The organism is Mycobacterium heckeshornense, assembly GCF_016592155.1.
In the GTDB taxonomy this organism is placed as follows: Bacteria; Actinomycetota; Actinomycetes; order Mycobacteriales; family Mycobacteriaceae; genus Mycobacterium; species Mycobacterium heckeshornense.
Genome location: NZ_AP024237.1, coordinates 862,709 through 875,751, shown reverse-complemented (window position 1 = coordinate 875,751; position 13,043 = coordinate 862,709). Strand labels below are relative to the sequence as shown.

At 64.0% G+C, this 13,043-nt stretch carries 11 protein-coding genes and 2 pseudogenes; 3 read left to right on the top strand and 10 right to left on the bottom strand.

Translation table 11 applies throughout. The features are described from left to right. Positions 1-4: 4 nt before the first annotated feature. From MHEC_RS04190 to MHEC_RS04180, 3 genes are read right to left on the bottom strand one after another with little or no spacing between them, the layout of a single operon-like run. Positions 5-199 (bottom strand): ferredoxin, encoded by a 195-nt coding sequence (locus tag MHEC_RS04190; protein WP_048890125.1) that lies wholly within the window; start codon positions 197-199, stop codon positions 5-7. Then, a complete protein-coding gene (locus tag MHEC_RS04185) occupies positions 196-861 on the bottom strand; it encodes a TetR family transcriptional regulator (protein WP_048890126.1) in 666 nt (221 codons plus the stop codon). Before MHEC_RS04185 ends, MHEC_RS04190 begins: the two co-directional genes overlap by 4 nt. Positions 862-912: 51 nt before the next feature. Further along, entirely contained in the window at positions 913-1,728 is an 816-nt protein-coding gene (locus MHEC_RS04180; RefSeq protein ID WP_048890127.1) for an SDR family oxidoreductase, read from the bottom strand. A gap of 320 nt (positions 1,729-2,048) precedes the next feature. Here MHEC_RS04180 and pstS (MHEC_RS04175) point away from each other — a divergent pair, with 320 nt between their 5' ends. From pstS (MHEC_RS04175) to pstA, 3 genes are read left to right on the top strand one after another with little or no spacing between them, the layout of a single operon-like run. Further along, positions 2,049-3,161 carry a phosphate ABC transporter substrate-binding protein PstS gene (gene pstS / locus MHEC_RS04175; protein ID WP_048890128.1) on the top strand — a complete coding sequence of 371 codons (1,113 nt, stop codon included), beginning with the start codon at positions 2,049-2,051 and terminating at the stop codon, positions 3,159-3,161. 12 nt (positions 3,162-3,173) lie between these two features. Continuing rightward, positions 3,174-4,169, top strand: coding sequence for a phosphate ABC transporter permease subunit PstC (gene pstC / locus MHEC_RS04170; protein ID WP_048890129.1), 996 nt, complete (start codon positions 3,174-3,176; stop codon positions 4,167-4,169). Continuing rightward, the gene (gene pstA / locus MHEC_RS04165) at positions 4,166-5,068 is read left to right on the top strand and encodes a phosphate ABC transporter permease PstA (protein WP_048890130.1); all 903 of its coding nucleotides are present in this window, start codon (positions 4,166-4,168) and stop codon (positions 5,066-5,068) included. Before pstC ends, pstA begins: the two co-directional genes overlap by 4 nt. A gap of 8 nt (positions 5,069-5,076) precedes the next feature. On the opposite strand, the pseudogene MHEC_RS04160 reads toward pstA, so the two are convergent. From MHEC_RS04160 to MHEC_RS04130, 7 genes and pseudogenes are all read right to left on the bottom strand, one after another. After that, positions 5,077-6,965: pseudogene (locus tag MHEC_RS04160) on the bottom strand (serine/threonine-protein kinase PknD). Positions 6,966-7,226: 261 nt separating this feature from the next. Continuing rightward, on the bottom strand, positions 7,227-8,312 hold the full coding sequence (gene pstS, locus MHEC_RS04155) for a phosphate ABC transporter substrate-binding protein PstS (RefSeq protein ID WP_099869211.1): 1,086 nt from the start codon (positions 8,310-8,312) through the stop codon (positions 7,227-7,229). Positions 8,313-8,465: 153 nt separating this feature from the next. After that, positions 8,466-9,269, bottom strand: a complete 804-nt coding sequence (locus MHEC_RS04150; protein ID WP_372507392.1) for an alpha/beta fold hydrolase — start codon at positions 9,267-9,269, stop codon at positions 8,466-8,468. A gap of 31 nt (positions 9,270-9,300) precedes the next feature. Next, positions 9,301-9,885: an NADPH-dependent FMN reductase gene (locus MHEC_RS04145; RefSeq protein WP_048890133.1), complete on the bottom strand. Its 585-nt coding sequence runs from the start codon at positions 9,883-9,885 to the stop codon at positions 9,301-9,303. A 7-nt stretch (positions 9,886-9,892) separates the two neighbouring features. Beyond that, a pseudogene (locus MHEC_RS04140) lies at positions 9,893-10,881 on the bottom strand (cyclase family protein). Beyond that, a complete protein-coding gene (locus MHEC_RS04135) occupies positions 10,869-11,699 on the bottom strand; it encodes a coniferyl-alcohol dehydrogenase (protein ID WP_048890135.1) in 831 nt (276 codons plus the stop codon). The pseudogene MHEC_RS04140 and the gene MHEC_RS04135 overlap by 13 nt, the downstream one beginning before the upstream one ends. A 3-nt stretch (positions 11,700-11,702) precedes the next feature. After that, the gene (locus tag MHEC_RS04130; protein WP_048890136.1) at positions 11,703-13,040 is read right to left on the bottom strand and encodes an LLM class flavin-dependent oxidoreductase; all 1,338 of its coding nucleotides are present in this window, start codon (positions 13,038-13,040) and stop codon (positions 11,703-11,705) included. Positions 13,041-13,043: the final 3 nt, after the last annotated feature.

Below are 13,043 nucleotides of genomic sequence, written 5' to 3'. Positions count from 1 at the left end.
TTCGTCACTCCTCGATGTGAATGGCCAGTGCGGGGCAGTTTGCCGCCGCGTCGCGGGCATCGTCGGCCCGCTCGGCCGGCGGGTTCGGGTCGAGCAGTACGACGACGCCGTCTTCGTCCCGCTGGTCGAAGATTTCGGGCGCTCGCATCACGCAGTTACCCGACGAAGCGCATTTGTCTTGATCCACCGTTACTTTCATCGCAGACTGCCCTCCCATGGGGTAACCGGCGCCAGCCACAGCCCCACGATGGCGTCGATCAGACCAGACGCGGCGGCGTCCCAGCTGGGCCGTGGCACTGGTGCGCCGGTGGCCAGCGCCCGTTCGAAGTCGGCGCAGGTGTGAACCAGCAGGTTTCGGGCCATCACGTTGCGTTCCACGCGAACTGCGGCCGACAACTCGGGCAGACAGTGGTTGATACCGTCGATCACCTGGACCAGCGACGGCGAGCTCAGCGCATCCTTGACCACGATGTGGTAATAGGCCGGATCGGTCATCACCTGCGCGGCGAATCGCGCATACCATGTGGGGTTGCCTAGGGCCGCCAGATGCTCGGTCAGCGGACGCACCAGGCAGCCCACCCACGCCCGCATGTCGCTGGAGGTGTCGATGTCCGCCACCATCTGCTCGCGCAGCCGTTCAATCGGTGCCCGGTGCTTTTCCTCGATGGCGCGCACCAGATCGGTCTTGGTGCCGAAGTGATAGCCGACCGCGGCGTTGTTGCCCTGACCGGCGGCCTCGCTCACCTGCCGGTTCGATACGGCGAAGACGCCATGCTCGGCGAACAGCCGCTCGGCCGCGGCAAGGATCGCTTCCTGCGTGGTGCTGGCCCGCTCGCTGCGCGCAGTCCGCGCTGTGGTCACGAGGCCTAGTCAACCGCTTAGCCGCGGTTAAGTCAAGCGATTGATTTAAAATCATGGTCGCGCCGTATCACCGCGCCGCCGCATTGGCTTGCCTGCGACGGTCCCGCCGTCGACCGGCAACACGGTGCCGGTCACATAGCGGGATCGATCGCCGGCAAAATACAGCGCGGCCTCGGCGACGTCGCCGGGTGTGCCTTCTCGCTCCAGCGGCCGATCTGCCCGCATCTGTTCGCGGATCGCCCTTTCGAACCGCGCGAGTTCTTCGCCCGTCTTGCCGGCCACCGACGAGGCCAGCAACAGCGTGGGAACGTTGCCGGGCGCTATGCAATTGACCCGGATGCCGTACTGCGCCAACTCGATGGCGGCCGATTTGGTGAACTGAATAACCGCGGCCTTGGACGCGCGATAGGTCATCACACCGCCACCTGCCAGGATGCCTCCGATGGATGACATGTTGATGATCGACCCGCCGTGGGCTCTCATCTGCCGCGCGGCATCGCGGGTACCGGCCATCACCCCGAGCACGTTGACCGCCATCACCCGGTGGAAGTCGGCGAGGTCGTCGTCGAGGAAGCTGCGGTGCATCGCGCTGGGGATGCCGGCGTTGTTGACCATGATGTCCAGCCCGCCGAAATGCTGCACCGCCACCGACACCAGCGCGCCGACGTCGCCGACGTCGGCGACGTCGGTTTGCCGAAAAAGCGCTTGAGGGCCATGAGTTTCCGCCAGGGCACTGCCCCGCTCGGCGTCGATGTCGGCTATCACCACCCGCGCACCCTCGGCGAGAAACTTCTCCACGATGCCGGCCCCGATACCCGATGCGCCGCCGGTGACGATCGCGACCTTGCCGGCCAGTTCGTTGACCACACGACGAGTTAATCGGTGTCGCCGTGGTTAAGTCAAGCGATTGATTTAGGCGGGCGCGACAGCAGCGGAGTCGCCAACCGGAAGATTCGGCTGCAGTTCGGCCGACCACAACAAGGCCAACCTCTGATTCGCGCGATCAGTTGTCACCTGATGATGGCCTGGGAAACCCTGGTTCTTCGACTGCGCGGCCCCTATGCGTGATACGTTCACCGCGGTGGTGGGGTCATCTGTTATCCGGAATCCCGTGCGCCGTGGGTCGAGCGGCCGCGGGATCTGTTCGAGGCTTCGGACTTACTCGCCGACGATTCGAAGGAGCCGATTTGAAACTCAACCGATTTGGCGCTGCGCTCGGTGTCGTGGCCACCGGCGCGCTGGTGTTGTCCGCGTGTGGCACCGAGAACAACGTGAAGCAAGGACAGCCGACGTCCGGCGGCTCGGCGGCAAAGGTGAATTGTGGCGGGTCGAAGACGCTCAAGGCCAGCGGCTCGACCGCCCAGGCCAACGCGATGGCGCGCTTTGTCAACGCGTTCGAACAGGCGTGCCCAGGTCAAACGCTGAACTACACCGCCAACGGGTCGGGTGCGGGGATTACCGAATTTATCGGCAAGCAAACCGATTTCGGCGGTTCAGACGTACCGCTGAGCGCGGAGGAACACAGCAAGGCCCAGCAGCGGTGTGGTTCGCCAGCATGGGACCTGCCGGTGGTGTTCGGCCCGATCGCGGTCACCTACAACATCAAAGGCCTAAGCACACTGGCTCTCGACGGGCCGACGACCGCCAAGATTTTCAACGGCACCATCAAAAACTGGGATGACCCCGCGATCAAGGCGCTCAACGCCGGCGCGACCTTGCCGGCTGAGCAGATCCATGTCGTGTTCCGCAGCGACCAGTCCGGCACCACCGCCAACTTCCAGGAATACCTTGACGCCGCATCCAACGGTGCATGGGGCAAGGGCTCCGGGAAGACGTTCAACGGCGGTGTCGGCGAAGGTGCGAAGGGCAATGACGGCACATCCGCGGCGGTGAAGAGAACCGAGGGCGCGATCACCTACAACGAGTGGTCGTTCGCCCAAGCGCAAAAGTTGAACATGGCGAAGATCGTCACCTCGGCGAGCCCCGAGCCGGTGTCGATCAGCCCGGATTCGGTCGGCAAGACGATCTCCGGCGCAACGATCAAGGGGCAGGGTAACGACTTGGTGCTCGACACGATGTCGTTCTACAAGCCCACCCAGGCCGGCGCCTATCCGATCGTGCTGGCGACGTATGAGATCGTCTGCTCGAAATACCCGGAGTCCGATGTCGGCACTGCGGTCAAGGCGTTTTTGCAGGCCACCATCGGTCCCGGTCAGGCGGGCCTGGCGGACAACGGGTATATCCCGATTCCGGATGGGTTCAAGCCACGGTTGTCGACCGCGATCAACGCCATCTCGTAATCTGAGGCCGTCATGGCCAAAGAATCGCTCACCCGGCGGGCCGGCCCCGGGGGGTCAACGCCGCTGACGGCGATCAACGTGCGCGCAGCACGGCGGGAAGACCGGCTATTCAAGGCGGTAGCGGTTGCTGCCGGTTTGACGGTCGTCGCTGCGATCGGGTTGATCGCGACCTTCCTACTGCTGCGCGCGGTACCGTCGCTGCGCGCGAACCACGCCAACTTCTTGACCAGTGCCAAGTTCGACACCACCGATCCCGACAACCTGGCGTTCGGCATCCGTGACCTGTTCATGGTCACGGTACTGAGCTCGGTGTTCGCGTTGGTACTGGCCATGCCGGTGGCGATCGGGATCGCGGTGTTCCTCGCCCAGTACGTGCCGGCAAGAGTCTCGCGCCCACTTGGCGCGATGGTCGATCTGCTGGCCGCGGTGCCGTCGATCATCTTCGGGTTGTGGGGGATCTTTGTGCTGGCGCCGCAACTCCAGCCGGTTGCGTTGTTTCTCAATCGCGAACTTGGATGGCTGTTTCTGTTCAAAAAGGGCAACGTGTCGCTGGCCGGTGGCGGGAGCATCTTCACGGCCGGCATCGTCCTTGCGGTGATGATCTTGCCGATCATCACCTCGGTATCGCGGGAAGTGTTCCAGCAGACGCCAATTACGCACATCGAGGCAGCGCAGGCGCTTGGCGCCACGAAGTGGGAAGTGGTGCGCATGACCGTCCTGCCGTACGGGCGCAGCGGTGTCGTGGCGGCGTCAATGCTGGGTCTGGGCCGCGCCTTGGGCGAAACCGTGGCGGTGCTGATCATCCTGCGTTCGACCGTGCACGGCGGAAATTGGTCGCTGTTCGATGGCGGGTATACATTCGCCTCCAAGATCGCTTCTGCCGCCACTGAATTCAGCCAACCGTTGCCGACTGGCGCCTACATCTCAGCCGGATTTGCCCTGTTCGTGCTTACCTTTATCGTCAACGCCGGTGCCCGCGCGATCGCGGGCGGAAAGGTCAACGCATGAGGTCAGTCGCGCTTGACCAGCCGGTCAAAGCGCCGGTGTTTCGCGGCATCAGCATCGGTCGACGACTCAAAAATGCCTTTGCGACAACGCTTTTCTTTACCTCGTTCCTCATCGCAATGGTGCCGCTGGTGTGGTTGCTCTGGGTCGTCGTCAAGCGAGGCTGGTATGCCGTCACCCGGGCCGGCTGGTGGACCCACTCGTTGCGAGGTGTATTGCCCGAGCAGTTCGCCGGCGGGGTGTACCACGCGATCTACGGGACAGTAGTGCAGGCCACGGTGGCCGCGATTCTCGCCGTTCCCCTGGGCTTGATGGTCGGGGTTTACCTGGCCGAATATGGCCCCGATCGGCTGACGCGGCTGACCACCTTCATGGTCGACGTGCTCGCCGGGGTGCCTTCGATCGTCGCGGCGTTGTTCATCTTCAGTCTGTGGATCGCCACCCTGGGATTCGAGCAGAGCGCCTTCGCGGTCTCGCTGGCATTGGTATTGCTGATGTTGCCGATCGTGGTGCGCGCCACCGAGGAGATGCTCAAGCTGGTGCCCGACGAACTGCGCGAGGCCAGCTACGCCTTAGGGATTCCGAAATGGAAGACGATCGTGCGGATCGTCATCCCCACCGCGCTGCCGGGCATCATCTCCGGTGTCTTTTTGTCGATCGCGCGCGTCATCGGCGAAACCGCCCCGGTGCTGGTACTCGTCGGGTACAGCCGCTCGATCAACTATGACATCTTCAACGGCAACATGGCCTCGCTGCCGCTGCTGATCTACACCGAACTCGACAATCCCGAACACGCCGGCTACCTGCGGGTCTGGGGCGCCGCCCTGACCCTGATCGTCGTCGTGGCCGCCGTCAACCTGGTCGCCGGGGGGATCCGAGTATTCGCAAGCCGACCGCGGTGAGCTCGACGTCAGGTCGGTGGTAACTTCACCACCCTGTTATTGCCTCGGTCGGCGACGTACACGTTGCCGCCGTCGTCCACCACCACGCCCAGTGGGGTGTTGAGGCCAGTGAACGGCAGCACGGTCGTGGTGTTGGTCCCGGCCGCCAACTTCACCACCTTGCTGTCGTCGTGCTCGGTTGCGTACACATTCCCGGCCTTGTCCACCCCCACGCCCCAGGGCACGTTGACGCCGGTGAAGGGCAGCACCACCTGGTTGGACCCGCCTTCGAGTCTCAGCACCCGGTTGTTGTCGGTATCAGTGACGTAGACGTTGCCGGCGGTATCCACCGCCACGCCGTCGGGATGGTTGAGATCGGTGAACGGCAGATCGCTTTGGGTGTTGGACCCAGCGTCCAGCTTCACCACCCGGTTGTTGCCCCGGTCGGCGACATACACGTTGCCGGCCGTATCCACCGCCACGCCCTCGGGGTAGTTGAGGCCCATGATCGGCAGGTCGGTCTGATTGTTCGATCCGGCCGGCAGCTTGACAACCCTGTTGTTGAAGTCGGATACATACACCGTGCCGGCGCTGTCGATCGCAACGCCCTGCGGTTCATACAAGCCGGAGAACGGCAACACCGCTGGCGTGCTCGAGCCCGCCGGCAACTTCACGACGCGGCCGTACATGCCCTGATTCGTGACGTAAACGCTGCCGGCGCTGTCCAGCGCCACCCCGCCGGGGGGAGAGGCGGAAGTTCAGGCCGTTGAACGGAAGCACAGTCTGTCCCGCCGCCGACTGATTGCCGTGCGGCGGCGCCAGTACCAGGTAGGCAACCGCGGCGATGACGGCGACGATCACCAGCGCCGTCGCGCCGATCAGCATGCCGCGCTTGCCTTGGCGGCGATCCTGGGGCTGCAGCCACCCGGGCAGGTTGGTAGGCGCAGGCGTGGGTGACCATCCCGCCGCCGGCATCCCGGCGGCGGTGCCCGACGGCGCGGGACGAGCCATGGTCGCCCCGGTGCGGGGGGCGGCAGGAGCAGGGGTGGTCTGAGGGGCCGCGCTCACAGCGCGGGCCGGACGGGTTTCTTCCTCGCTTTGCTGGAGAATCGTCGCGGCCTGGTGCTGCTCGGATGTGGTCAGCGCATCGTGGGCTGCGCGGACCAGCTCACCGGCGCTCCGATAACGCTCGCTCGGGTTTTTCGCCATGCCTTTGGCGATCACCTGGTCTAGCGCCGGCGGAATTTTTCCAGGCCGCAACTCGCTGGGCCGCGGCGGCGGCTGCATCAGGTGCGAGGCGATCAATCGCTCCATGCTGTCCGTCGGATAGGGGGGGCGAGCCCGTCAAACACTCGGCCAGCACGCACGCCAGCGAATAGATGTCGGCGCTATGGGTAACTTCGTCACTGCTGAACCGTTCGGGAGCCATGTAGTTGTAGGTCCCGACCGCGGTCCCGGTCTGGGTCAGACCGGGGTCGGTCGCGGCGCGGGCGATACCGAAGTCCACCAGGTAGGCGAAGTCGTTGCCGGTGATCAAGATATTTTCCGGTTTCACGTCCCGATGCGTGACGCCCGCGGCGTGCGCGGCGTCCAGGGCGCTGGCGACTTGGCTCAAGATCGCAACCGCGCGTGCCGGGGGCATCGGACCTTGGCGTAACAACATGTTGCGCAACGAGATGCCGTCAATCAGGCGCATTTCCACATAGAACTGCCCGTCGATCTCGCCGTAGTCATGGATCGGTACCACATGCGGCTCGGTGAGCCGCCCCGCCGCGTCGGCCTCGCGTTGCAGGCGCGCACGAAACACCGGGTTCCCGGAAAACTGGCCAGAGATCAGCTTCAACGCCACCACCCGGTGTTTGCGAGTGTCTTCAGCCTCATAGACTTCGCCCATCCCGCCGCGGCCGAGAAGACGCATCAGCTGGTACGGCCCAAACCGCGATCCAACCCGCGAAAGCTGGGGGTTGCTCACTGTCAATGCTCCCTTCCCCCGGTCAGCCTCGCCGCGGTGCCACGGCAGCCCGCGGCTCCTCGTGCCCACCCCGGCGCCGGCGATCCGGTGCTATGCGTCAGCACGACAATTGCGTGGCCAGAAAGCTGCACGGTGGTGCTACTCATAGCCAATTCCGAGTCATTTCATAAAATTCGATCTCCGGTTGCTGAGACGCGCCGACTTTAATCACGAGATAGCGTTCACCGCCGTCTCCAATTTCGACTCAAACGACTTCGGCAGCGGAATGTATCCATATTGGTCTAAGCCCTCTTGGCCCGGACCGATTGTGGCTTCCATAAACGCTTTTACGGCGGCGCCGGTTGCCGAATCCGGGTACTTCGAGCACACGATCTCATAGGTCGCCAGCACCAGCGGGTAGGCGCCCGGCTGCGTCGGCTTGTAGAACGACACCGTATCGAGCACCAGGTCGTTGCCCTGACCCTTGAACCGGGCCCCGGCAATCGTCTTGCCGACCGAGTCGGTCGTGATCGCTACCGGATCAGGGCCGGCCGACGTAATGATCTGAGCCATGCTCAACTGTCGCCCCACCGCGTAGGACCATTCGTTGTAGGTGATCGCCCCATCCGTGCTCTTGACGGCCGCGGAGGTGCCGTCATTTCCGTTGTAGCCGTCACCGACACCGCCGTTGAACACCTCGCCGGTGCCTTTGCCCCACGCGCCATCGGATGCGGCATCGAGATAATCCTGGAAGTTGGCCGTAGTGCCAGACTTGTCGCTGCGGAAGATGACGTGGATCGGTGTTGCGGGCAGATTGGTGTCGCCGTTGAGCGCCTTGATCGCCGGGTCGTTCCACATCGTGATGCCGCCGTTGAAGATCTTCGCGATGGTGGGGGCGTCCAGGTTCAGCGTGCTGACGTCTTTGATGTTGTAGGTGATCGCGATCGGGCCGAAAACCGCAGGCAAATCCCACGCCGGCGAACCACATCGCGCCGCGGCCCGGTCGGGCTGACCCTTCGACGGATCCAGCGGCTTGTCGGAGCCGGCCAGGTCCGTTTCGTTGCTGACGAACTCCTCCACCCCTTTGCCGGAGCCGTTCGCCGCGTAGTCGAGCGTGTAACCAGGGCATGCCCGGATGTAGGCGTAGACAAATTGCTCGATGGCGTGCACCTGCGCGGTGGACCCGCTGGCATGCAGTTTCTTCTTGCCGCCGCAGTTCACAGTTACCGACCCGCTATTGGCGTCCGACGATGAGCTGGTCGTTTTGCCGCTGCATCCCGCCAGCACCAGGGCACTGATCGCCAGCAGGCTCAACGCGGCGGTGAATCCGTTGACCCTCGACTCCCTGAGGCGCCGGTGCCTGGCGGCGAAACAGTTGAACACACCGCGAATATACGGGGCTTTAAAGATGAACGGAGCGTGAACGGGCGAGGTCTTACGGTGATCTGAAATCCCCAGGCGCAGAGATCACCGTAACTGATCGAAGAACTCGAGCAGGAGTTCATTGACGACGTCGGCCTTTTCGATTTGCGGGCAGTGCCCGGCTCGCTCGACCACCTGCCAACCTGCGCGGTCGATCTGCTTGGCGATTTCGGCGGCCCAACCGGCGGGAAGGAGTTTGTCGCCGCCGCCCTCCACGACCAGTGTCGGCACGCCGACGCGCTCATAGGGGCGTGCGCTCGACGGCGTCGGCGGGGGCGGCGCGCCCGGACGGCGGAACCGGGCCGCGGCCACCGCTTCCCATGCTCCCGGCACGGTGCTCGACTCGTAACGGCGCCGCACGTACTCGTCGTCGGCGGGATAGCGGGCGTCGTAAAACAGCGCCTCAACGATGCGGCGCATCGCCGGCAGCGTCGCGTCGTACTCGTAGAGCGCCCGCATGTAGCGATTGCGCTGGATTTCGCCACCCCCGCAGATCACCACCATGCTGCGCATCGGCAACCGCGGCGAATTCGACGTGGCGTCGGTGAGCAGCATGATGGCACCCATCGAATTGCCCACGAAGTGCGCGGCGTCGATGCCCAGCTCGGTGCAGAATCGGGCCACATGCCGGATCCGCATACCGCGCCCGTCGTTGAAGTCGATGACTTTCGCCGATTCGCCAAAGCCCAGCAGGTCCGGGGCCAGTACACGATGCTGCTCGGCGAGCGCGGCAATGTTGCGTTCCCAACCGATTTCGGCACTAGCGCCAAATTCGCCGCCATGCAGCAACACCACCGGGTCGCCGCGCCCGGCTTCCAGATAACTGGTGACAAGCCCGTCGACCAGCATGGTCCTGCGCTCAAACTGCAACCACTGCTCCTCAGTTGGGGCCCGAGATCCCGGTGGAGCGCGCGAAGGTCAGCACCTGCGACGCCAGCAATTCGAGCTGGCTGCGCACCCCGGCGTCGACGAGTTCACCCGTTTCGTCCCAGATCTGGTCGGCAGAGTTGATCGCGACGCCCAGCGGAGTGGGCCAGGCGCGCAGCGCGTGCCCGATGGCTCGCAGCTGATCGAGCGTGCCCACGGCCGCCTGCCATCCGTAGGCGCAGCTGATGCACCCCCATGGCTTGTTGTCGAGGTAGACCCGGGAATCGTCGCGCATGTCCTCGATGTAGTCCAGCGCGTTCTTCACCAGCCCGGAGACGCCACCGTGGTAGCCCGGCGAGCCGACGACGACGGCGTCGGCCTCCCGCAGCGCGCTGATGAGTTCGACCGCTTTCGGGGTGCGGGCCGGGTCGTGCGGGTTGTACATCGGCAGTTCGATGTCGGCGCCGCAATACAATCTGACACGCCCCCCTTGTCTTTCCACCGATGCCAGGCAGTGCCGCAGCGCTCGTTCCGTCGATGAGTTCGAGCGCAGGGTGCCTCCGACCCCGACGACCAATGGCCCAATGCTTTGCGTCATGACATACCTACTTTATTGCGATTGGATTGACCGGCGAACCCACAGCACCAATTACTCTCAGGGGCGGGGCGACGAGCTGGAATTCGTAGACACCGTCGGCCGCACAGTCTTCGGCCAGCGCGGTGAGGTCCCAGTATCGCCGAGCATCAACCCCATATCCCGCAGGCAGAGCATGTGCATCGGCAAAAACGTTCCCTCGACCCCCGACAGCGGGTCTTCGACCATAAGGTTATCGGCGGCGACAGCAGCGATGTCGTGATCGTAAAGCCAAGCAGCGCAACGCCAGTCCAATCCTGACCCCAGTTCACTCCCGTCTCCGGTGCTCAGAAACCTTGCCCACCAACCGGTTCGAATCAAGACAATGTCGCCGCGCTCAACTTTTACTCCCTGAGCCCTAACGACCTGGTCCAATTCTTCGGGAGTGATCGGATTGCCCAGCTCCAGGAACGTTTCCGCACCGCGGTGCCGGACGAGATCCAGCAGCACTCCTCGCGAGGTGATGCCCTTGCCATCAACTTTGTCGATACCGCAGTGATACGCACCGAAGCTGGTGACTGAGCTCGCCGGGAATCCGTTGTAGAGCTGGTCGTCGTAGTAGACATGAGACAGCGCATCCCATTGGGTGGCCGCCTGCAGCGGCATGATGATCATGTCGTCGTTGAATCGGAACGGATTGTCCTCGAAATATCCGCTCAGCTGCTGTGCGACACTGTTGCGGGCCCACCGGGGACCATAGCGGGCCAGGGTGCTCGCATCCCCGCCGTCGACGGTCATGACGTGCATCGGGTTATGACGAAACTGAAACGCGCCCTGTGGGCCGCCCGACCCGAAGTCGACCCCAAGCGGAAAGACCTTACCGTGCTTGACCAGGGATGCTGCCTCGGCAACCTTCTCGGCGGTGATGAAGTTCAGTGTCCCCAGCTCGTCGGCGTCGCCCCAGCGTCCCCAATTGCACACTTGGCGGGCGACTTTGCGGAATTCGGTCAAGCTGGCCACCGGACCCGTCCCTTCTCCAGGTCGCGGCCGATGGCGGCACCGATATTGCCGCCGTCGACCCATACGACTTGGCCGGTGATGTAGCTGGCGGCCCGACTGTTGAGGAACACCAGCACCGCGGCCTGTTCGGCGGGTTCAGCATTGCGGCCCAGTGGTTTGGTGATGTTGTCGAGGTATTGCTGACCGTAGGCGTTGCGCAGCTGACCGAGTATCGGGGTTTCGGTGACTCCCGGGCCGGTGCAGTTGATGCGAATACCTCGAACGCCCAAAGGCACGGTGTTCTTCATCGTGTAGAGGATGACCGCCTCTTTCGATAACCGGTAGCCCCCGTCGGCCAATGCATCCCGTTGAGCGCGACACCAATCTATCCCCTCGGCCATCGTCCGGGTATGCAAGAGGCCGGCCACCTGTTCGTGATGCTCCCGGTACGCGGCGGCCGCTAACGAAGACACGCTCACGACGCTCGACCCCGCCGGCATCGTAGGGGTGAGCGCCTCGGTGAGCTGGCGCAGACCGAGGAAGTTGATGGTGACCACCCGCAGCGGGTCACCGATTCCCGAGGAGACACCGGCGACGTTGAACAGCGCATCGACCCGATCACCGATCGAGGCGGCGGCGCAGTCGATTGACGCGGGGTCGGCCAGGTCAAGTTCGACAAATTCGCTGATGTCGAATGTCGGGGGCTGCAGATCCAGTCCGACCACGTCGGCACCGAGCTCGGTGAGCTGATGCACGACCTGCGCACCGATGCCCGACGAGCACCCGGTCACCACCGCCCTGCGGCCGTCGTAGCGCCAAAGTTCGTCGATCTGTCCCATGGTTCACGTCGTTCGCTGCTGGTCGGCAGATGGGTTTCGGCTGGCCCAGCCTTCCTGCTTGAGTCTCTTGGCGGCCTGCTCGATGCCGGCGTTCATCTCGTCCATCGCCAAGGACACCTCGTTCGCGGTGTAGTGGTCTCGACCGGTGGGCAGGCCGCCGAACGCGTAGCTCTCGTCGAATTCGGGAGTCTGAGATGCACGCCGACGCGCTTCGACCTTGTCGATGATGGGCTTGAGCCGCTTCGCCTTATCGGCCCTGGCCTTCTCGTCGCGCTCGATGAATTCCGGCAGCACATGCTTGCCCATCAGCTCGATCGATTCCATGGTCGCCTCGTGGGTGCGCGGGGTGAGCAGCAGGATGAGCTCGTCGACGCCGCTTTCCTCGTAGCCGCGCAGGAACTCCCGCACCGTGGCGGGGCTGCCGATCGGGCCGCGGCCGGGTCCGTAGGCAAGCGTCGGATCTTTCTCGACTTCTTCGAGATATCTCTTCCAGACGCCGGTCCGACCCGGTGTGTGCATACCGGTCATGTAGTAATGCATGATCCCGAATGCGAAGAATCCGCCGCCTTTTCCAATGCGTTCGACGGCCTGCTCATCGGTGGGGGCGACCATCATTGACAGGTCACCGCCGATCGCGAGGATGTTCGGATTTATCTGCGGCGTCACGGGAGCGCCGTGCTCCTCCAACTCCTTGTAGTAGCCGTTGACGCGTTCGGTCAGCGGGCCTGGGCCGGTATAGGCGAAACTCAGCGCGCCGATGCATTTCTGCGCGGCCATCTGCACCGAGGCGGGTCGCGTGCAGGCAACCCACACCGGCGGGTGCGGCTTTTGCAGCGGCTTGGGTACGACGTTGCGGGGCGGCATCTCGACGTGGCGGCCCTTGAACCCGGTGAACGGCTCCTCGGTCATACAGCGTACTGCGACCTCCAGCGCCTCCTCCCACATGGCCCGCTTGTCGGCGGGGTCGATCCCGAACCCTCCCAATTCACCGACCGACGACGATTCACCGGTGCCGAATTCCACCCGCCCGTTGGAGAGCAGGTCGAGGGTGGCGATGCGTTCGGCGACTCGGGCAGGGTGGTTGACGGGCGGCGGAAGGTGCATGATCCCGAAGCCGAGCCGAATGTTCTTGGTCCGTTGGCTTGCTGCGGCGAGAAAGATCTCCGGCGCGGTGGAATGACAGTACTCCTCGAGGAAGTGGTGCTCGGTGAGCCACACAGTGGAAAACCCGGCCTTGTCCGCCAGTTCGACCTCCTCCAGGCCGTCCTGAAATAGCGTGTGCTCGTCGTCAGGTGCCCACGGACGCGGCAGCGGAAATTCGTAGAAAAGCGAGACTTTCATAAC